Source organism: Parabacteroides sp. APC149_11_2_Y6, from assembly GCF_054506995.1.
This window is the reverse complement of record NZ_CP173709.1, coordinates 2,222,962-2,245,318: the sequence shown is the minus strand read 5'-3', so window position 1 is coordinate 2,245,318 and position 22,357 is coordinate 2,222,962. Positions and strand designations below refer to the sequence as shown.

13 protein-coding genes, 3 tRNA genes and 2 pseudogenes are annotated in these 22,357 nt (G+C 38.6%); 11 read left to right on the top strand and 7 right to left on the bottom strand.

Annotated elements, in window-relative coordinates; all coding sequences use genetic code 11:
• The first annotated feature begins 107 nt into the window (after positions 1-107).
• From ACGE0T_RS09115 to ACGE0T_RS09105, 3 genes are all read left to right on the top strand, one after another.
• Positions 108-180 (top strand) — tRNA-Gly (locus ACGE0T_RS09115).
• A 50-nt stretch (positions 181-230) separates the two neighbouring features.
• Positions 231-316 (top strand) — tRNA-Leu (locus ACGE0T_RS09110).
• A 3-nt stretch (positions 317-319) separates the two neighbouring features.
• Positions 320-403, top strand: a tRNA-Leu gene (locus tag ACGE0T_RS09105).
• A 629-nt stretch (positions 404-1,032) separates the two neighbouring features.
• Here ACGE0T_RS09105 and ACGE0T_RS09100 read toward each other — a convergent pair.
• Together ACGE0T_RS09100 and ACGE0T_RS09095 are read right to left on the bottom strand one after the other, a co-directional pair.
• Complete coding sequence (locus ACGE0T_RS09100; protein WP_459190152.1) at positions 1,033-1,311, bottom strand: HU family DNA-binding protein; 279 nt, start codon at positions 1,309-1,311, stop codon at positions 1,033-1,035.
• Positions 1,312-1,538: 227 nt separating this feature from the next.
• On the bottom strand, positions 1,539-3,266 hold the full coding sequence (locus tag ACGE0T_RS09095; RefSeq protein ID WP_459190151.1) for a helix-turn-helix domain-containing protein: 1,728 nt from the start codon (positions 3,264-3,266) through the stop codon (positions 1,539-1,541).
• Positions 3,267-3,399: 133 nt separating this feature from the next.
• On the opposite strand from ACGE0T_RS09095, the gene epsC reads away from it, so the two are divergent.
• From epsC to ACGE0T_RS09070, 5 genes and pseudogenes are all read left to right on the top strand, one after another.
• Complete coding sequence (gene epsC / locus ACGE0T_RS09090) at positions 3,400-4,284, top strand: serine O-acetyltransferase EpsC (protein ID WP_459190150.1); 885 nt, start codon at positions 3,400-3,402, stop codon at positions 4,282-4,284.
• Between the two features lie 124 nt (positions 4,285-4,408).
• Entirely contained in the window at positions 4,409-4,807 is a 399-nt protein-coding gene (locus ACGE0T_RS09085; protein ID WP_459190149.1) for a (2Fe-2S) ferredoxin domain-containing protein, read from the top strand.
• Between the two features lie 23 nt (positions 4,808-4,830).
• A pseudogene (locus tag ACGE0T_RS09080) lies at positions 4,831-6,623 on the top strand (NADH-ubiquinone oxidoreductase-F iron-sulfur binding region domain-containing protein).
• A gap of 26 nt (positions 6,624-6,649) precedes the next feature.
• Complete coding sequence (locus ACGE0T_RS09075) at positions 6,650-8,440, top strand: NADH-dependent [FeFe] hydrogenase, group A6 (protein ID WP_459190148.1); 1,791 nt, start codon at positions 6,650-6,652, stop codon at positions 8,438-8,440.
• Positions 8,441-8,442: 2 nt separating this feature from the next.
• Entirely contained in the window at positions 8,443-8,931 is a 489-nt protein-coding gene (locus ACGE0T_RS09070; RefSeq protein ID WP_459190147.1) for an NADH-quinone oxidoreductase subunit NuoE family protein, read from the top strand.
• A 242-nt stretch (positions 8,932-9,173) separates the two neighbouring features.
• Here the strand turns inward: ACGE0T_RS09070 and ACGE0T_RS09065 are convergent, their stop codons facing one another.
• Both ACGE0T_RS09065 and gyrA read right to left on the bottom strand, forming a co-directional pair.
• Positions 9,174-10,406, bottom strand: coding sequence for a tetratricopeptide repeat protein (locus ACGE0T_RS09065; protein ID WP_459190146.1), 1,233 nt, complete (start codon positions 10,404-10,406; stop codon positions 9,174-9,176).
• Between the two features lie 41 nt (positions 10,407-10,447).
• Positions 10,448-13,075, bottom strand: coding sequence for a DNA gyrase subunit A (gene gyrA, locus ACGE0T_RS09060; protein WP_459190145.1), 2,628 nt, complete (start codon positions 13,073-13,075; stop codon positions 10,448-10,450).
• A gap of 207 nt (positions 13,076-13,282) precedes the next feature.
• Between gyrA and ACGE0T_RS09055 the strand changes: the two genes are divergently transcribed.
• On the top strand, positions 13,283-15,856 hold the full coding sequence (locus ACGE0T_RS09055) for an ATP-dependent Clp protease ATP-binding subunit (RefSeq protein WP_459190144.1): 2,574 nt from the start codon (positions 13,283-13,285) through the stop codon (positions 15,854-15,856).
• Positions 15,857-16,058: 202 nt separating this feature from the next.
• Here ACGE0T_RS09055 and ACGE0T_RS09050 read toward each other — a convergent pair whose 3' ends face one another.
• The 3 genes and pseudogenes from ACGE0T_RS09050 to ACGE0T_RS09040 all read right to left on the bottom strand — a co-directional run bounded on the left by ACGE0T_RS09050 (position 16,059) and on the right by ACGE0T_RS09040 (position 19,386).
• Positions 16,059-18,389 carry an ATP-dependent helicase gene (locus tag ACGE0T_RS09050; RefSeq protein WP_459190143.1) on the bottom strand — a complete coding sequence of 777 codons (2,331 nt, stop codon included), beginning with the start codon at positions 18,387-18,389 and terminating at the stop codon, positions 16,059-16,061.
• A 98-nt stretch (positions 18,390-18,487) separates the two neighbouring features.
• Positions 18,488-18,577, bottom strand: a pseudogene (locus ACGE0T_RS09045) (secondary thiamine-phosphate synthase enzyme YjbQ); the annotation flags it as partial.
• Between the two features lie 11 nt (positions 18,578-18,588).
• Positions 18,589-19,386 carry a hypothetical protein gene (locus tag ACGE0T_RS09040; protein WP_459190142.1) on the bottom strand — a complete coding sequence of 266 codons (798 nt, stop codon included), beginning with the start codon at positions 19,384-19,386 and terminating at the stop codon, positions 18,589-18,591.
• 94 nt (positions 19,387-19,480) lie between these two features.
• Here ACGE0T_RS09040 and ACGE0T_RS09035 point away from each other — a divergent pair, with 94 nt between their 5' ends.
• The gene (locus ACGE0T_RS09035) at positions 19,481-20,413 is read left to right on the top strand and encodes a DUF362 domain-containing protein (RefSeq protein WP_459190141.1); all 933 of its coding nucleotides are present in this window, start codon (positions 19,481-19,483) and stop codon (positions 20,411-20,413) included.
• A complete protein-coding gene (locus ACGE0T_RS09030) occupies positions 20,413-22,029 on the top strand; it encodes a 4Fe-4S dicluster domain-containing protein (RefSeq protein WP_459190140.1) in 1,617 nt (538 codons plus the stop codon). The genes ACGE0T_RS09035 and ACGE0T_RS09030 overlap by 1 nt, the downstream gene beginning before the upstream one ends.
• The last annotated feature ends 328 nt before the right edge of the window (positions 22,030-22,357 follow it).

Sequence of the window (22,357 nt, the reverse complement as noted above, 5' to 3'; positions counted from 1 at the left end):
AAACAAGATATGCTTTTAAATGGAGAAGCTTGGGAAAATAAGGGTGTAAAAAAAGGCTTTTGAGTTTTGGAAAAATGAAAAATACCTATATCTTTGCACCCGTTATCGCGGAAGTAGCTCAGTTGGTAGAGCATAACCTTGCCAAGGTTAGGGTCGCGGGTTCGAGTCCCGTCTTCCGCTCTCTCAGATAACAAAGGCGATATGAGATCGCTTTTTTCATGTAATGACAAGCCCAGGTGGCGGAATTGGTAGACGCGCTCGTTTCAGGTGCGAGTGGTTAATAGCCGTGCAGGTTCGAGTCCTGTTCTGGGCACCATCTGCGCAGGTGGTGGAATTGGTAGACACGCTACTTTGAGGGGGTAGTGCCGGTTACGGCGTGTGAGTTCAAGTCTCATCCTGCGTACTTTGTTTTTTATAATTATAAGTTATCCATTTAATTAGTTAAGAGTACTTCTAGAAAGTACATGATTTAGCTAATTATATGGATAATTTTTTATTAGCCTCTAACTCATTCTGTATAATTATTAAATATTTGCACGAAGAGATTTATTCACATGATTCTTGGGAAAACCATTCACCTGATCACACATTCGAATTTTATATCAATCTTTTATGTTCCCAGCTATCAGAACATCAAATAGGATTATTAAAAATCATATATAAATATAGTAACAATTCATCCCATATATATTTTACGGAGAATGATGGAGTAAAAAACTTTTTTAGTCATTACATAAACGAATATCTTCGGGTTAGTACTATGGACTGCGATAAATGGAATTTTAAATAATATTAAGTTGGAACATAAATTGACCATTCAACATGGAGGAAAAACATTAAAAATATTTTCCTCCATGTTAAATGAAAGATGTTAATCTTTTCAAGATTACAGCATTTTCGCTTATATTTATTTTTTTTGAAGAAAGAAATTTATTGATTTATAAGCGGCTCCTTGTTTGCTGTTATTTTACTATGAAATTTTCACCCTGAAATATCTATTGATACTTTATTAAAACAAAGCTGTAAAAGCTACTACTTTGTATTCAATTGGGATAGTAATCTTTTTCCTGGTTTAAATTTGACACTGAATCGGGGAGCTATCATACAAGTATCGCCAGTTTTAGGATTACGTCCTAAACGTTCAGTCTGGCCCCATAAAGAAAAAACACCAAAATCTTTTAATGTAAGACAGTTATCTTCTTTCAATATACCTGCTAATTCTTCTTGAAATGCTTTCACGAAAGTAGCAGCTTCTTGAGGGGTTATCGACATTCGTTTAGCAAGTCTGTTGGATAAACCTTTTTTGTTCATGATATTAATCTTAATTCTGATTTTTACAAGAACAAAGGAAACATATTTAACCTGTAAAGGTTCATTGGAATCTTCTACAATTATAAAAAATAATACTTTTAATTATAAAAAATAATATTATCTAACTGAAAATCAATATGATACGATTGTATATAACAAGAGTACCTTTGATATAAAAAATAGTTTTGAAATCTATTAAAAATAATTTTAAACAGTTGATATATAATTTATTTTAGTTCCTCTTGAGCACGTTTGAATTCAAAAGGAGTCATACCTGTTTTTTTCTTAAAAAGATTATGAAACGTAGGCATGCTGTTGAAACCCGAATCTTCAGCGATGGCTTTGATTGTGTAGTTCGGATGTTTCTTTAATAGCAGAATAGCATATTTTAATCTCAAATTATTGATATATCCGTTGAGATTAGTGCCTGTGTTTTCTTTTATCATTCGGGCAAAGTGAGCATTGTTCAAACGTACCATTCTTGACAAATCATCTCTTGATAACTCGGGAGATAGATACAATTTGTCGCGAATAATAAGACTATTTAATTTCTCGAAAATTAATTTGTTTTCTGCCCGTTCTTCTGCTGTACTTTCTTCATCCGTGGAATCCATATTGCCTGATGATGAATTTACTTCAGAAAGAGATTCATCGTACATTTTATCGTAGCCTTCTTTTGTGGAAATCTGTTCGTTGATATGTTGTGTTAAAATCTTATTCTTATATTTGATAATACGGTTATGTTTCCATAATCTCCATAAAAAGATTGTTATCAGAAATGTAATACAGATAAAGAATAGGAGGAAGATATTTCTAATTTTTAACTGGAAAGCTTGTTGGGATATATATTCATCTTTTTCATTAGCTTTGTAAACGGCATCTAATTCCAATGCTGCATTTTGTTTTTCTCTGGTATTAATGCTGTCTGTTATTGCAATAATCGATTCACGTAATCTTGCAATGTTTTTATAATCATTCAGTCCTTTATATGCCTTTATCTCATTTTGTAAAATACTTCTGTATTGATAATTGAGGGTGTCTTGTTTCTGTAAAATCCGCTTAAAACCGTTGCAAATATCAATTACTTCATGATATTGTTTCTTAAACAGGAGATAGGGAACTGCGTCATATCTTCCGTCAGGGGTCGATGCTGCGTGGGTTGACCGGTATTGTCTGAAAGACTCTTCAGCCTGTGCATATTGTCCTTCCATATAATAAGCATATACCAGTTTGGAATATAAATAAGCATATTGCTGGTCTATATATCCTTCTCGTATGCCTGGCATATCTTTCATTTTATCTATAAGCTTTTTACGTTCTAATCCAATAAACTGTACTTCATTGTACTTTGCATCGTCAATCAGATATCCCATTTTCAAGCCGTAAAAATAAGATAGCATTCTCATTGCCAGCAAATCATCAGCCTTTTGTAAAAGCTTAATCGCTTCGTTGAAATATTCATAACTTTCTTCTTTAAATGACAAGAACCGTTTATTTTCCCCAATACAAAAAAGCAGCTTGCTTTTAGCTTTTACATCGTCCATTTCCTGAGCTAGCGTTATACCTTGAATGGCATATCTCATACTTTCTTTATATTGGCTCAACAAATGTGACAACTCAGCTAAAGCTATCGTTGTTTCTAATAAAAGCGGAGGATTTTCTTGAGATACGGAATCAAGGATATATGACTTTCTGGCTTCATTAAAAGCTGCTTTCCACATATTCATGCTTCTATAAGCAGAACTCCGCAAGGAATGGAGAATGTTAGGAGGAATTGTTTCTCCTGTTTCTGCTTCATTTAATAGTTGTAATGCACGCTGGGGCTCGGATATGTATATACTTGAGATATACTCCGCCGTGTGTAAAGAATCAATTTTATTATTTTCTGCAATCATCATTTGGCTGTGCGTGAATAAGAAGAGGCAGAGCCATAAAGGTAAATGTAAAAAATTCATTGTGGGTATATTCTATAAACAATCACTCAAAATTAGGGCATATCTTGGAAAAAGTCAAATAAACAAGAAATAAAATGAAAATTGCTCAACTATTGGTAACTATCCCTATATTTGAACATAAAAATTAAAAAAGATGAGCAGAACAGAAATATTAGAGCAAATACAGCTGAATGTTAAGAAGTTATCGGATGTCAATCTCCCTGAATATCAATATATACCTTTACATCAGAAACCATCTCCTTCGGTTACTTCATTAAAGGAGATTATACGGCTGTTGCGAATGGTAATTTTCCCCGGTTTCTTTGGAGACGAGCAGGAGGCTCATGCTGGGTCTATACAATATTATATGGGTGTATATCTAGAACAAATATATGATTTATTGCAGGAACAGATATACAATGGACTTTGTTTTGAAGTAGAACAGTGTTGCGATTCAAAAAGCCGTGCTGCAGAAATAGCAATAGCTTTTGTTAATCAAATTCCTCATGTCAAGCATCTGTTATCGACAGATGTCAAAGCAATTCTGGATGGCGACCCGGCTGCAAAAAGTCCCAGTGAAATTATATTTTGTTATCCTGCGCTTCATGCACTTTTACATCAGCGTGCGGCCCACGAATTATTGAAACTGGGCGTTCCGGTTATCCCTCGTATTATTACGGAAATGGCACACTCGGAAACAGGAATAGACATTCATCCGGGGGCACAAATCGGGGAATATTTTAGTATAGACCATGGAACCGGAGTAGTCATCGGACAGACTGCAATTATAGGAAACCATGTACGCCTGTATCAGGGTGTGACCTTGGGTGCAAAAAGTTTTACTCTCGATGAAAAGGGGCTTCCTGTAGATGTTCCGCGGCATCCTATCATAGAAGATAACGTGACTATTTATTCAAATACTTCCGTTTTGGGACGAATTACTATCGGGGAGAACTCCATTATCGGAGGAAATATATGGTTGACTCATAGTGTACCTCCAAACTCGAAAGTCTTGCAAACCCGGGCTTGGGAAGACTAAATAAACGAATATTAGAATTCTATCTCTTATTTTTTGGTAGAAGGATTTGTTGTATTCAAGCATAAATATGTAAGTTTGTGACCATTATCTATACAATTTTATATGCCTTAAAAAATTATAAACCATGAATAAAGTAAAGACACTCGATGATTTACGCAAGATGCGCGATTCATTACGTACCACTCTTGATATAAGAGAGAAAAGCAATAATCCAGATCAAATGGTTCAAATAAAAGTCTCTATGGCAACGTGCGGTATTGCTGCCGGGGCCAAAGAAATTATGAACTATTTCATAGAAGCATTGGATCGTGAGAAAATAGACGCATTGGTTACTCAAACCGGTTGTATGGGTTTTTGTTATGCAGAACCGACGATAGAAGTAACAGTGCCCGGAAAAGAACCAGTTGTGTTCGGCCATGTAAAAAAAGAAAAGGTGGATGAAATCATCAAAGTCTATATTAAAACCGGAGCCTTAATAGACGATATTATTCCTATTACATATAATACTGTTAAATCTGAATAACTTATTTAATACCAGAATAACAAATGGCATATTATAGTAGTTACATCCTGGTGTGCGGAGGTACAGGTTGCCGTGCATCACAAAGTGAACTTATACTTGAAAATTTGAAAGAGGCTGTAAAGCAAAAAGGCTTGGATAATACTGTTCAGGTTATTCGTACAGGTTGTTTCGGTTTTTGCGAAAAAGGACCAGTCGTTAAAATAATTCCTGATAATACATTCTATGTACAGGTAACTCCCGAAGATGCAGAAGAGATTGTACAGGAACATTTAGTGAAAGGACGTAAAGTGGAACGTTTGCTTTATGTAAATCCTAAAACAAATGAACAGGTACCTGATTCCAAGCATATTGATTTTTATAAAAAACAATTACGAATAGCTCTCCGCAATTGTGGCTTTATTAATCCTGAAAATATAGACGAATATATAGCCCGCGATGGTTATGTAGCGTTAGGTAAGGCTTTGACGGAAATGACTCCGGAATCAGTAATCAAAGAAATTATGGATTCCGGATTGCGTGGAAGAGGAGGGGGGGGTTCCCTACGGGTCTGAAATGGCAGATTACCCGCAAGGTACAAGCTCCTCAGAAGTATGTGGTATGTAATGCTGACGAAGGTGATCCCGGTGCATTTATGGACCGCTCTATTTTGGAGGGAGATCCTCACACGATAGTAGAAGCGATGGCGATTAATGGTTATTGTACTGGGGCAACCAAAGGACTGGTATATATCCGTGCCGAGTATCCGTTAGCAGTAGAACGACTGAAAATAGCAATTAGCCAGGCAAAGGAATATGGTTTGTTAGGTGATAATATTTTTGGAACAGACTTTTCTTTTGATATTGAAATACGTTATGGTGCCGGAGCTTTTGTTTGTGGTGAAGAGACCGCATTGATCCATAGTATGGAAGGTCTACGCGGTGAAGCGACTGTAAAGCCTCCATTCCCAAGTGAACATGGATACAAAGGATGTCCCACCAATGTGAATAATGTAGAAACGTATGCGAATGTTCCTGTTATTTTATTGAAAGGAGCAGAGTGGTTCAGTAGCATCGGTACGGAAAAAAGTAAAGGGACTAAAGTGTTCGCTTTGGCAGGAAAAGTAAATAACGTCGGATTAATAGAGGTTCCGATGGGTACAACGCTTCGTGAAGTTATTTTTGGCATAGGCGGAGGAATTAAAGACGGGAAGAAGTTCAAAGCTGTGCAGACAGGTGGTCCTTCCGGTGGTTGCCTAACGGAAAAGCATCTGGACTTGCCGATTGATTATGATAATCTGCTGGCTGCAGGTTCGATGATGGGGTCCGGAGGTATGATTGTAATGGATGAAGATGATTGTATGGTTGCCGTATCCAAATTTTATTTGGATTTCACGGTGGAAGAATCATGTGGAAAATGTGCGCCTTGCCGTATAGGAAATAAAAGGCTGTATGAGATACTGCAGAAAATCACTTCCGGAAAAGGAACGATAGAAGATTTGGAGCGTTTGCGCAATTTAGCAAAAGTGATAAAAGATACGGCTTTGTGCGGATTAGGACAGACATCTCCGAATCCAGTACTTTCCACTATGGATAACTTTTATGATGAATATCTAGCACATGTAACCGAACAAACCTGTCCGGCACATCAATGCCGCGATTTGACCCAATATTTTATTAATCCGGAGAAATGTATGGGATGTACGTTATGTGCCCGTGTGTGTCCGGTTAATGCAATAACAGGAAGCAGGAAAGTTCCTCATGTAATTGATCCGCATTTATGTATTCGTTGTGGCTCTTGTATCGAAAAATGTAAGTTCGGTGCAGTCTATGTTCGTTAAATCTATACAATTCCCAGCAATTAAAAATGGAAACAGTTAAATTAATAATAGATAAAAGACCGGTTGAAGTGCCTAAAGGTACGACAATCCTGGATGCAGCTAAAGGAATGGGGGTACGTATCCCGACACTTTGCTACATGAAACTGGAAGATTTGCATTATGAAAATAACCCAGGTGCCTGCCGTATCTGTGTGGTTGAAGTGGAAGGAAGACGTAATCTTGCCCCGGCTTGTAAGACGGAATGCACGGAAGGTATGATTGTAAATACGCATACCCCTCGTGTTATGAATGCACGAAAAACAGTGATGGAGCTTATTCTGTCTAACCATCCAGCTGAATGTTTGACTTGTAGTAGCAACGGATATTGTGAATTGCAGAATATCGCTCATGACTTGGGTATCCGCGAAATACGCTATAAGGGAGAAATGTCTACTTTTACAATAGACAAGTCTCCTTCTATTATTCGGAATATGAATAAATGTATCATGTGTCGCCGTTGTGAAACGATGTGCAATGAAATTCAGACAGTTGGTGCATTAACGGCGGTTAACCGTGGTTTTGGCGCTGCTGTGTCTACTGCATTTGAACGTGACATAGCAGGTAGTACTTGTTCTTATTGCGGACAGTGTGTGTCTGTCTGCCCAGTAAATGCATTAAGCGGCCGTAATACGCAACAGCCTGTATTGGATGCCTTGGCTGATCCGGATAAAATAGTGATTGCACAAACAGCCCCGGCCGTACGAACCTCATTAGGAAGGGATTTTGGTTGCGAACCGGGAACATTGGTAACAGGCAAAATGGTCTCTGCTCTTCGCCAATTAGGTTTTGATTATGTGTTTGATACGGATTTTGCAGCCGACCTGACTATTATGGAGGAAGGTACTGAATTGTTACAACGCATCAGCAAATATCTGAATGGTGATGGAGAAGTAAAAATCCCTTTAATGACCAGTTGCTGTCCGGGGTGGGTAAGTTTTGTAGAGCAACATTTTCCTGAATTGCGTGAGCATTTGTCTACAGCAAAAAGTCCGCAACAAATGTTTGGGGCCATTGCAAAAAGCTATTTTGCAGAGAAATTAGGAGTAAGCCGCGATAAATTGGTAGTGGTATCGATTATGCCTTGTCTGGCTAAGAAATATGAAGCAAGCCGTCCTGAATTTTCTGTGAATGGTAATCCGGACGTCGATATATCCATATATACTCGTGAGTTGGCACGCTTGATTCGTTATGCCAACATTAACTTCAATGAACTTCCAGATAGTGATTTTGACCATCCGTTAGGAGAGTCTACTGGTGCAGGTGTGATATTCGGAACAACTGGTGGTGTAATAGAAGCAGCTTGTCGTACAGCTTACGAAGTATTTACAAAGAAAGCTTTACCCAAAGTCGAATTTGAAGAATTGCGTGGCTTACAAGGTATCCGTAGTGCGACAATAGATTTTGATGGTGTTCCTGTTAAAATCGGTATCGCTCATGGTTTAGGTAATGCCCGTAAACTGATAGAAGAAGTGAAAAACGGAACATCTCCATATCATGCGATAGAAATTATGGCATGTCCCGGAGGATGTATAGGAGGAGGAGGGCAACCTTTCCATTTGGGACGTATGGATGTATTACGGCAGAGAGCTGCGGCTTTATACAAGGAAGATGAAAATAAAAAGCTGCGGAAAAGCCATGAAAATGTGTATGTTCAAAAACTCTATGCAGAATATCTCGGGGAACCATGTGGACCCCGTGCGCATCATTTATTACATACCCATTATTTCGACCGTAAAGAGGCTGTCAATATGTTTATTCAAGACAATCAGGAAAAATAATTATGGAGAAAATACATTTACCACAAAATAAGGTTCAAGAGTTATTAGCTGTATGTGCCCAACATAATAATGATCCGGGAGAATTGATAAATATATTGCATGCAGCACAAGGTATATTTGGTTATTTGCCGCGTGAAGTACAAGAAATCGTAGCTGCGGATTTACATATACCGGTTTCACGGGTATATGGTGTAGTTACTTTTTATTCGTTCTTTACAATGACACCGAAAGGGAAATATCCGATTTCTGTATGTATGGGAACTGCTTGTTATGTTAGAGGTGCCGAAAAAGTACTTGAAGAGTTCCAGAGGCAATTGGATATAAAAATTGGAGAAACTACACCAGACGGATTATTTTCGCTCGATTGTCTGCGATGTGTTGGAGCTTGCGGATTAGCACCAGTTGTTACTATTGGAGGAAAAGTATATGGAAGATTGACTCCGGAAAAAGTTCGAGATATATTATCTGAATATTACATGGAAGGTCAATAAAAAGATACAACTATAATTATTATGAGCCAGGTATTCTTAAAATATCTGGCTCATATTTTTTATATGTAAATAATTAAATGTCCAAATAAACAACTTATTTGAATTATATAGAATAAAAATATAATTACGATTATGTTTAATAGTCTTCTAAGAATATTATAAAATCTCTCCTATGAAGGATAAAAAAACGGAAGTAAGAAAATTCTCTTACTTCCGTTTTTTTATTTAGAATAATCAAATATTTATTCTTCAGTACTATTGTTCATTTCTGCTTCGATAGCTTCCAGTTCCGGTCCCATGTTCAGGTTGTAATAAATACCTCTCAATGCGATCATGTATTCCTTTACTGTAGGTTTAGCATCATGAGCTTGTTTGAAATATGGCAGAGCTTGCTTGAATAAGTTCTTGGCAACTTCCAATTCTTCCTGATATTTCTTAGTGTCATTGATTGTATTAGCTTCACCCAATTTGTTTACACCTTGGTTATAGTATACACGACCTAAGCTTGATAAAGCTTCAATTAAATTCGGGTCTATTTCCAATGCTTTTTTAAAGTTCTTTTCAGCATTGTCATAATCTTTCAAACCAGTTTCGTAAACACGACCTATTACATTGTAAAGATTTGCATCATTTGGATTCTTCTGGATAGCTGTATTCAATGATTCCAGAGCTTTTTCATTTCTGTTTGAATAAATATAAATATTAATCAAACTGTTCAGATAATAAGCTGAATCAGGGAAAATAGTCATACCTTCTTCTAATGTTTTTTCCAAACTTACAGAATCTTTAGCTTGATCATATTCATAGCACAGATACTGGTAAACATCATTCTGGCGATATCCTGTATTTTTAGCACGTTCCAAAGCAGCAATAGCTGTTTTAGAATCACCAAGCTGAGTAGCAGCAACTGCAGCATAGAACTGAACAGTCATAAATGTAGAGTCTTTTTCTGCTGTTTTTGTTCCTGCGAACATAGGCAGATTAGCAATATCTACATATTGATTGAAAAATTCGTAAGCTTTCTTATAATCTCTTTGATCGAAATAATAAGCACCACCATTAAACAAATAGATATGGTTTGCACTTAGGATACTCTTAATATCTTTTGAATATTTAGGTTTGATTTTACCTTTTTCGTTAGGCTGCTGATCCAATTCATAAGCTTTTTCGAAATAAGGAAGAATACCATATAATGCTTCATACATAACAGGCTCATTTGGTTGCTGTCCTAAGATCTGCTTTGTTCTTTCTGCATTAAATTGCTGATCTTCAATAACACCTGCTACATACCATGTTTTAGGGTCATTTTTTGTTTCCGGGTTTTCCAGTGCACCTTTTATTAAGGTTCTGGCTTCACCAAAATCAGCTTTATCGCTTTTTGCGATACTTTGTGCTTCATTTACAGCTTTTTTCTGTGCAAAAGAAGCAGATGATGCTGCAACACATAGTGCAACTGTCAATAATACTCGTTTCATTGTGATAGTGATTTGAGATTAATATTTCTAATTGTTTAAACTTATTCTTCTATTATTTCTTCAGAATCTTTAGAGCTATCATCATCTCCGTTGATAACATCCGTTACATCATCCAAATCGGTATTTCCTATAATATGTTCATTTCCCTGATTTTCTTCCCGTAACTCTTGAACTTCAAGTTCAGCTTTCATTTCGACATTTTCCTCTTCTGTTTCAGACATAACTTTACATACGGAAGCTATTTCATCGTTACGTTTTTCGAGATTAATCAGACGTACTCCTTGAGTGGCACGACCTATTACATTCAAGTCCTTAACTTTCATACGGATAGTGATACCAGATTTATTTATAATCATAATATCATTTTCTTCCGAAACGTTCTTGATGGCCACTAACTTACCTGTCTTTTCTGTAATATTAATAGTTTTTACTCCCTTACCTCCACGATTCGTTATACGATAATCATCAATATTGGAGCGTTTACCATAACCCTGTTCAGATACAACAAGTACAGTTTCTTTATCTTTTTCTTTATCCTTGATGCATATCATTCCTACAACTTCATCGTTCGGATCTTCATCAAGAGTCATACCTCGAACTCCGGAAGCGGTACGTCCCATCATACGAACTGCACTTTCATGGAAACGGATAGCACGGCCATTACGGTTCGCTATCAATACTTCGCTGTTGCCATTTGTCATACATACTTCAATCAAACCATCGTCTTCACGCAAAGTAATAGCGTTTACTCCATTTTGGCGAGGACGTGAATATGCTTCAAGCAATGTTTTCTTGATAACACCTTTCTTTGTACAGAATAATAGGTAGTGTGAATTAATGAAATCAGTATCGGTTGTTAATTTCTTCACACGTATAAATGCATTAACCTTATCATCCGGTTCTATGTTCAATAAATTCTGGATAGCTCTGCCTTTTGCGTTTTTTGCTCCTTCCGGTATTTCGAAAACCTTCAGCCAATAACATTTACCTTTGGCAGTGAATATTAATAAGGTGGCATGCATAGATGCAGGATAGATATATTCTACGAAATCTTCATCACGTGTTTCAGAACCCTTAGCTCCTACTCCTCCGCGACCTTGCGCACGAAACTCGCTCAATGGAGTACGTTTGATATATCCCATATGGGAGATGGTGATAATCATTTCATCGTCCGCATAGAAATCTTCCGGATTCAATTCTTCTGAAGCATAAACAATATCTGTTTTACGTTCATCTCCAAATTTATCTTTTATTTCCAAAAGTTCATCTTTAATGACCTGCATACAAAGATCATCATTTTCAAGAATCCCCTTCAAATAAGCAATCAATTTTTCGATTTCTTCATATTCAGCACGCAATTTATCCTGTTCCAGTCCGGTTAACTGGCGAAGGCGCATTTCTACAATGGCACGAGACTGAATTTCTGAAAGAGAGAAACGCTCCATCAGACGCTCAATAGCTTCATTCGGACTCTTAGACGATTTAATAATTGCAATTACTTCATCGATATTATCGGATGCGATAATCAAACCTTCTAAAATATGAGCACGTTCTTCAGCTTTGCGCAATTCAAATTTAGTACGGCGGATTACCACTTCATGGCGATGGTCTACAAACGCTTTGATAATATCTTTAAGATTAAGCAACTTAGGACGTCCGTTAACCAGTGCAATATTATTTACACTGAAAGAAGACTGTAAAGCAGTCAACTTATAAAGTTTATTCAGAACGACGCTGGAATTTGCATCTCTTTTTACATCTACCACAATGCGCATACCGCTGCGGTCGGACTCATCATTTACATTGGAAATACCGTCGATACGTTTCTCATTAACCAGTTCGGCAATGTTTTTAATCAACTCTGCCTTATTAACAAGATAAGGTATTTCTGTGATGATTATCTTTTCGTGATTATTTTCAACTTCTATTTCAGCCTTACCGCGCAGGATGATACGTCCCCTACCCGTTTCGAAAGCGTCTTTTACCCCGGCATATCCGTAGATTGTAGCACCTGTAGGAAAATCCGGAGCTTTAATATACTCCATCAAGCCTTCGACTTCAATATCACCACGAGCATCAATATAAGCTATACAGCCATCCAAAACCTCAGTAAGGTTATGAGTCGGCATATTTGTAGCCATACCTACGGCAATACCGGATCCCCCATTCACCAGCAAGTTAGGAATACGGGTAGGCAATACGGTCGGTTCTTTCAGTGTATCATCAAAGTTCAACTGGAAGTCTACCGTATCTTTGTCAATATCCCGGAGCATTTCTTCAGCAACCTTGCTTAATCTTGCTTCCGTATAACGCATAGCAGCAGGGCTGTCACCATCTACAGAACCGAAGTTTCCTTGTCCGTCGACCAACGTATAACGCATAGACCAGGTCTGTGCCATACGAACCATCGCAAAATAGACGGAAGAGTCGCCATGCGGATGATATTTACCTAAAACTTCACCAACAATTCTTGCAGATTTTTTATAAGGTTTGTCGGATGTATTTCCCAATTCGTTCATTCCAAATAAAATACGACGATGAACGGGTTTGAAACCATCCCTAACATCCGGAAGGGCACGCGAAACGATTACAGACATTGAATAGTCAATGTATGCAGATTTCATTTCCTCCTCGATGTTAATCTTAATAATTCTGTCTTGATCAACCATTTAGTTTTATATTTATTACACTCAATATCTCATCTTTTAAAAAGTGCACTAAGGTAAGGGTTTTCCGTTTATCACGAAAGTTTTTGAGCTGAAATTTTAACCCTTCGGGCTTTTACGTTTTTATTAAGGAATAATGGCACGGAATTTGTTTATATAATACAGAGAGTTTATTATTTTTGCATTGTCACAGTACATTATATTATAAATATGAAAAATAACTATTCAAAGAGATTAATGGACGTCATTGAATATAGCCGTGAAGAAGCAGCAAGGCTTCAAAACAGTTATATAGGACCGGAACACTTAATGCTTGCGATTATTCGTGAAAGTGAAGGCAAGGCCGTACAGGCACTGCGTGATCTGAATATAGACGAATGGGATATAAAAAAGAAAATTGAACAAGAAATTAAGAATACATTTGACGCTGAGTCCCCTGTCCAGCATGAGATTGCCATAAGCAAAACGACAGAACGCGTACTCCGTATGAGTATGTTGGAATCACGTTTATTCAAAAAAGAAGAAACCGGAACGGAACATCTCCTTCTTGCCATTCTGAAAGAAGAATATAACGTGGCAGCCAAAGTTTTAAATAATGCAGGTATCAGTTACCGCGACGTATATAATTATCTGGTAAGTGGAACAGGCTTGAACCGTATCGAAGAATTTAGCGAAGCCGAAGAAATAAGTGACGGATATACCGATGACGACGAGGATGAAGATGAAGAATTCTCCTCTCGTAAGGACACCCCTCGCTCCTCTTCCGGCGGTGCTCAACCCAAATCTTCGAATGATACTCCTGTATTGGATAATTTCGGAACGGATATGACTCGTGCTGCAGCCGAGAATCGTTTAGACCCGATTGTAGGGCGTGAAAAGGAAATAGAGCGTTTGGCTCAAATCCTGAGTCGTCGTAAAAAGAACAATCCTGTATTAATCGGTGAACCTGGTGTTGGTAAATCTGCTATAGTAGAAGGCCTGGCACTGCGTATCATCCAGCGTAAAGTATCACGCGTATTGTTTGATAAACGTGTTATCAGTCTGGATATGGCATCCATCGTTGCCGGCACAAAATACCGCGGACAGTTTGAAGAACGTATCAAGGCTATACTGAATGAATTGTCCAAGAACCCGAACATTATCCTTTTCATTGACGAAATCCATACGATTGTCGGGGCTGGTTCGGCTTCAGGTTCAATGGATGCGGCCAATATGTTAAAGCCGGCTTTAGCCCGTGGAGAAATACAATGTATCGGTGCTACAACACTTGATGAATATCGTAAAAACATCGAGAAAGACGGTGCTTTGGAACGTCGTTTCCAGAAAGTAATCGTAGACCCGACTACTGCGGAGGAAACGTTGCAGATACTGAAGAATATCAAGGAACGGTATGAAGAACATCACAACGTAATTTATACGGAAGATGCATTAAAAGCTTGTGTCAAATTGACAGAACGTTACATCAGCGACCGTAATTTCCCGGATAAAGCGATAGATGCTTTGGATGAAGCCGGTTCCCGCGTACATATATCTAATATTACCGTACCGAAAAGTATAGAAGAACTGGAAGCAAAGATTGAAGCGACAAAGACAGAAAAACTTGCTGCCGTGAAATCGCAAAACTTTGAACTTGCAGCCAGTTTCCGTGATAAGGAACGTCAGTATCTGTTGCAACTGGAAGCTGCTAAAAGTAAATGGGAACAGGAATTACAAGAGCATCGGGAAACGGTGGATGAAGATAAAGTCGCTGAAGTTGTTGCCATGATGTCCGGCGTTCCTGTACAGCGTATAGCAAAAGCAGAGAACCAAAAGCTGCTTGAAATGGGTGAAAACCTGAAAAAGAAAGTCGTTGGTCAGGATGATGCCGTGCAAAAGATTGTCAAAGCTATCCAGCGAAACCGCGTTGGCTTGAAAGATCCGAATAAACCAATCGGTACATTCATGTTCCTGGGTCCGACAGGCGTCGGTAAAACTCACCTTGCCAAGAAACTGGCTGAGTACCTGTTCGATTCTGCAGACGCTTTAGTTCGTATCGATATGAGTGAATATCTTGAAAAATTCGCCGTATCCAGACTTATCGGAGCGCCTCCGGGATATGTAGGTTACGAAGAAGGCGGACAGTTGACAGAGAAAGTGCGTCGTAAACCTTATTCTGTAGTCTTGCTGGATGAAATAGAAAAGGCACACCCGGATGTATTTAACTTGCTGTTGCAAGTGCTGGACGAAGGTCGTTTGACTGATAGCTTGGGCAGACAAATCGACTTCAAGAATACGATTCTGATCATGACATCTAATATAGGTACACGCCAGTTGAAAGATTTCGGCCGTGGTATTGGTTTCAGCTCACAAGCTGCCGGCGAACCGGATAAAGATTTTTCACGCAGTGTAATTCAGAAAGCATTGAATAAAGCTTTTGCTCCTGAATTTCTGAACCGCGTAGATGACATCATCATGTTCGACCAGCTTGACAAGGAAGCTATTCATAAGATTATCGATATCGAACTGGAAGGCTTATACAAACGTGTTGCTGCTTTGGGATATTCATTGGAACTTACAGATGCGGCAAAAGACTTTGTTGCAAGCAAAGGCTATGATGTTCAGTTTGGAGCTCGTCCTCTAAAACGTGCTATCCAGAAATATCTGGAAGACGAAATGGCAGAAATGATTATTCGTGCTTCTGTAGGAGAAGGAGACATAATTGTTGTCGACTTTGATAAAGAAAAGCAGGAAATCGTTACCCAGGTAAAAAAGAGTGAAAAGGAAAATAAAGTTGTAAATTCATAATCCGATAGGATTAAAATAAGACGGGGACTGCTAACGCCAAAAGTTAGTCAGTCCCCTTTTTTATGTCTTATCCGTACGGGATAGTCCGATTTGAGTGCGCAGATCGTTACAATCACCTGGCATATAGTTATAATTACCCGGCATGTAGTTGTAAGCAGTTGCCGGGTAATTATTAATACATTCCGGGAAAGTGAGAACAAGGTTAGAGAATTGTCAATTTGGCGAACTTCAACAATAATTGTTTCTGTCCGAAATGGGTAAAGGAAACAGTTGCCTTTGCATTTCCTCCCGTACCTTCGATGGCAGTCACTTCTCCATCTCCAAAACGTTCGTGGCGGACTTTGGCACCCACACTAAGACCTGATAAATCAGTAGCCAGAGTTGAAGGTACATTGTTGGCATTCTCTATTTTGGTAAGGCGAGTGGCTTGCTGCACTTTTTGTACAACAGGCGATGAATACGTATTTTCTTTCTCTATTACAGCTTTGGGTTGCTGGAAAGGAGAAGTAAATGCCGCTGGCCGTTGGAAACGTTCGCGGGCCTCGGCAAATGTATCTGCAGCCATTGCATCTGCCGGCAAATTCAGGAATTTCACATCGATATCCTTTAGGAAGCGGCTGGGAGAACACATTGTACTTTGTCCGTTGCGATAGCGGCTTTTGGCGTAAGTCAGGATACAGTTTTGCTCCGCACGGGTGATGGCCACATAAAAGAGCCTCCGCTCCTCTTCTACTGCTCTCGGATTATCCTTAGCCATCATGGACGGGAACAAATCTTCTTCCATACCGACAACAAATACATTCTTAAACTCCAACCCTTTGGCTGCATGGACTGTCATCATTGTCACCTTATTTGCCTGCTCGTCCTTATCGTTATCTTGGTCGGTAAGCAAAGAGACTTCCGACAAAAAGTCTGCAAGAGAAACATGCTCTATACCTTCCTCACGACGAAGTTCGCAAAATTCGGAAATACCTTTCAGCAACTCCTGTAAGTTTTCCTGCTTACTGATACCTTCAACAGAACGGTCTTGAAACAGCACACTGACAATGCCGCTCTCTTTTACAACAACAGCGGTAATCTCTTCTGCCGAATGTGCTTCATTCCGGTTGATAAAACTTTGTATCAAGTCCCGGAAATTACTTAGTTTTTTTGCCGTACCGCTATTAATGGAAAGAGCGTATCCGATAGGGTCGTTCAATACAGTCCATAAACTTACATTATTATCGGTAGCAGCCGTAATCAGTTTATTTAAAGTCGTATCGCCTATACCACGGGCCGGATAATTGATAACTCGCTTGAATGCTTCTTCATCGTGCGGATTGACGATTAAACGCAAATAAGAAATAACATCCTTAACCTCTTTACGCTGGTAGAATGAAAGTCCCCCGTATATTTTATAAGGAATACCCCGCTTGCGAAGAGCTTCTTCCAAAATACGCGATTGTGCATTCGTACGATATAGAATTGCAAAATCCGCATATTCATAGTTCCGCAACTGCATATCGTTTATTTTGCCTGCAACAGCATACCCTTCTTCATAATCGGAATAAGAAGAAAAGACACAAACCTTGTTCCCCTCTTCTTTTTCGGAATAGACAGTTTTCGGAATTTGCTTTGTGTTTTTATGGATAAGGCTGTTTGCCGCATTTACAATATTTTGGGTAGACCGATAGTTCCGTTCCAACTTGAAGATACGGCAACCCGGATACTGGCTTTTGAACTGGAGGATATTATCGATGTTTGCACCGCGAAATGAATAAATACTTTGTGCATCATCCCCTACCACGCAGATACGCTGGTGCTTTTCACATAAACGCTGAACAATCAGATGTTGGGCAAAATTAGTATCCTGATACTCGTCAACCAATACGAACTGGAAAAAGTTACGGTATTTATCCAGTACATCCGGATGATCGCGGAATAAGATATTGGTCTGCAATAATAAATCATCAAAGTCCATTGCCCCTGCTTGCTGGCAACGATTCTGGTAACGCTTGTATATATCTCGAACCAAAGGAACTTTCGATTCCATATCATGTTCGATCAGTTCCTTGCTCTGCTCATAAGCCTTATAAGTTACCAGTGCATTTTTAGCATTGGATATGCGGCTTTGTATCATGTTAAGACGATATACTTTATCATCCAACTGCATTTCTTTAATGATAGAGCGCAACAAACTTTTGGAATCGGCAGTATCGTAAATGGTGAAGTCATGCGGATAGCCGATTCGGTCGGCTTCATATCTCAGAATACGTGAAAATATTGAGTGAAAAGTACCCATCCATAAACGTCTGGCTGTTTCCGTATCAGTCAATGCAGCTATACGTTCTTTCATTTCACGGGCAGCCTTATTCGTAAAAGTCAATGCCAAAATACTTTGGGGAGGTAATCCTTGTTGCAATAAATAAGCTATTTTGTATGTCAGTACACGCGTTTTTCCTGACCCGGCTCCGGCTATTACTAAAGAAGGACCTGTGGTATAGACGACCGCTTCACGTTGGCTCTCATTCAAATGTTTCAGATATTCTTCCACGTATCTAATTTTTTTAAGACACAAAAGTAATGAAAATAATTCACATCATTCATACAGTGGCAGATGAGCCTGCTGGGGTGAGTTTATGGCAAGATGGTTATACCTGGTAAATGTGAAATTATATCCTTTGTAATTAAATGAAATCCCCGATTGTAATGGGGTAATCGTATATCAAAAGTTATTGCCATAATAAAAACGTTTATTGTTCTATCATACCTTCCAGATAATGTTCCGGCATTAAACCTATTTGTTGAAGAAAACCGGCCAATGCACTGTATGTTAATTTATTTTCGTTTCTATTTTGTAGAGCTATCTGTCGGATACAGCCAAATGGAATAGAGATTGTGACAGATGGTATTAACTGACCGTCCACCAATAAATAGGATACGTCCGAGGGAGTATGGAAAGAAACGATACGCCATTCTTTTTCTGATATGAAATGAGGATTTCTTACTTCCAGGCAAGCATTACAGAGCATAGAAAATAAACGGGAATCTGGTGTAAAACCTGTATGTTCATCGTCATAAAAGAACTTATTGTACTCCTGTTCCATTTGGTCCGCAAAAGTTTGCAAATTCTTTTCTTCATTATATTTACAACGTAGTAGATACATATTTTGCGAAAGGCAATATTCTCCCAGCAATTGATAATCCAGCATAAGTCTTACATACGGATAGCTGTGTCCAAGTTTCAGACTATGAGGGATTGTTTGGCTTTCAAACAATGAAAGTGCATACATTTCCATTTCCGGTCCTACCAGCATTTTTCTGTTTTTACGGAAAAAAGGCATTGCTTGTTTACTCTGATCCGGGGCAATATTATTCTTTTTCTCATACAAACCAATAGCTTGACGGAGTAAAGACAGGCCGTATTCCGTTTCATATTCCTGGGCGGAATACATCATATTGGGTATTTGTAGTGTAAGAACCGGGTCTGAATCAGAAGCTTTGCATCCTTCAATAAAGGATTTTATTGATACATACGTATATAAATGCATATTTGTATAAATTTTTCAACGTCAAATATACATTATTTATCACAGATTATTACCTTTGTTAAATCTTTAATATCCTATCAAATTTAATAAACACATGAAACGTCGTGATTTCTTAAAAACCAGTGTAATTGCAGGTGCTGCTCTTTCTTTAAAATTCGAAGGACTGCAAGCTGCTCTTTCATCAAACACTATGGCAGTAGAGCAAGCTCCTGATATGGTAGCTGTTATGGGAGGTGAACCTGAAGCCATGTTGGATAAAGCCTTGGAAGCATTAGGCGGAATTGGCAAATATATCAAAAAAGGGCAAAAGGTTGTGATAAAACCGAATATCGGCTGGGACCGTTCGCCGGAAATGGCGGGAAATACCAATCCGAAGTTAGTAAAAGCGCTGGTGAAAAAATGCTTTGAAGCGGGTGCTGAAAAAGTAACCGTGTTCGACCATACATGCGATAACTGGCAGAAATGTTATGAAACAAGCGGTATCGCCGATGCTGTAAAAGATGCCGGTGGTATCATTATGCCGGGTAATGATGAAAAATATTATAAAGAAGTCTCTATCCCCAATGGTGTATCACTTAAAAATGCAAAGATACATGAAGCATTGGTAGAAGCTGATGCCTGGATTAATGTGCCGGTTCTGAAAAACCATGGAGGTGCCAAAATGACTTGCGCTATGAAAAACTATATGGGTATTGTATGGGATCGTCGTTTCTTCCATCAGAATGACCTGCAACAATGCATTGCCGATATTTGTACATGGCAAAAGAAACCGGTTTTGAATATTGTTGATGCCTATCGGATTATGCACCAGAATGGCCCGCAGGGAAAAAGCGCAGCCGATGTAGCGACATTGAAATCCCTGATCGTTTCTCCAAATATCGTAGCCATAGATACTGCTGCTTTGGCTCTGTTTAATCAGGTGAAGAAGCTGGATATGGAAGCTGTGGGACATATTGGCAAAGGGGAGACATTGAAATTAGGAACAACTGATTTAAAGAAATTAAATATCAAACGCATCAAGATCTGATGAAAAGGCTAAACTATTTAAGGGGGCTGCGAATTTTGTTCGCATGCCTCTTTTTCATACCTGTAACTCTGTTTTTTGTTGATTTTGCCGGATGGAGTTCAGATAAAATACATATATTATTACACATGCAAGTCCTGCCTGCCGTATTGGGCGGATTAGCAGGATTTATCATATTCCAATTTGTATTAGTATTATTGTTCGGGCGTATTTATTGCTCAGTGATGTGCCCGGCCGGTATCCTGCAAGACATTATTAACAGACTATTTTGCATCGGAAAAAAGAAGAAAAAAGGATTGCGCCGGTTCAAATATCATAAACCGGTGAATCTCTTGAGGTATGCGATACTTGCGCTAACAGCGGTTTTTTTAGTATTTGGTTCCAGTGAGTTGTGTTTGTTGCTCGATCCGTATAGTAATTACGGACGTATAGCAACAAATCTGTTCCGTCCGGCTGTTATGTGGGGAAATAATATGCTGGCAGAATTGTTGATGAAGATGGACAATTATTCCCTATATCATGTTACAATCAGTACGGTAGCTCTTCAGGGAATAATTGCTGCTCTGATGGCTTTGGTTGTATTCACTTTTATGACAATTTCCAGAGGGCGTTTATTTTGTAATACGATTTGTCCTACAGGAGCTTTATTAAGTCTTGTTTCGCGTTTCTCTTTTTTCCGTATTTCTTTTGATAAAGACAGTTGTACACATTGTGGAAATTGCGAACATACTTGTAAAGCAGAAGCTATTAACAGTAAAGATTTAACAATAGATACATCCCGTTGTGTCGATTGTTTCAACTGTGTATCATCTTGTGCAAAAGGAGGATTGCAGTATCGTTTCAATTTCCCTTTGAAAAAGCAAAGGACAACACCTTCTGTAGAAGCTGATACTGATAAAGACATCGACCCGATGCGTCGTTCCCTGCTTCGTACAGGAATAACTGTTGCAGCTTCTCTTCCGGCCGTATCCGTTATAGCGGATGAAGTAGGAAAATGTAAGGAAGGTGACTGTGGAAATCATAAAGGTGAAGGTTGTGGACATGGAAACAAGGAAAGGAAAAAATGGCCTCCCATCACACCTCCGGGTTCCATTAGCCTTGAACGTTTCAAAGATAAATGTACAGGTTGCCATCTTTGTGTTACCCGTTGTCCGAGTCAGGTACTTCGCCCTGCCGGTTTGGAATATGGCTTCGATTACCTGCTAAGGCCCCGGTTGGCTTATGTCAGCAGCTATTGTAATTATGAATGTACAGTATGTGCGGATGTTTGTCCGGTTGAAGCTATAAAGCCGATAAGCAAAGAAGAAAAGATGACTACCCAAGTCGGCATTGCCACCTTCTTTATAAATCGTTGCATTGTAAAAACAGAAGGAACGGATTGTGGAGCCTGCTCCGAGCACTGTCCGACTCAGGCGGTCCATATGGTTCCTTATGAAGGAACATTAACCATACCCAAAGTAGATCCGGATCTCTGTATTGGTTGTGGAGGATGTGAATCGATTTGCCCTGTACGTCCAATGCGTGCAATTATTATTAAAGCAAATGAAGTTCACAAGTTTGTGGAAAAACCTAAGGAAGAAAAGGTGGAAGAGGTTGAAGTTGAAGACTTTGGTTTCTGAAAATAAAAGAGGCTGTTCTTTTGAACAACCTCTTTCCCATTTCAGGGATTAATAGTTTTGGTGATAATACGAAAAGTTCAGAGAGCTTAACTATACTCTCTTCGGTGTAAAATAATAAAGGTTTGGTTATTTTTTATCGACCATTATTATAATGATTAAACGAATTTCCCATTGATATTTTTTCTAAGCTCTATTATTCTACTAAAGTTCGTATAGAACTCATGTTATAATCAAATTCTTTACAAAAATAGAACTATTTTCATCATGCAAGAGTAAGGCTTAACTCACATTAAGCTTTTGCATTTCAATAAGATAATGTATTTATATT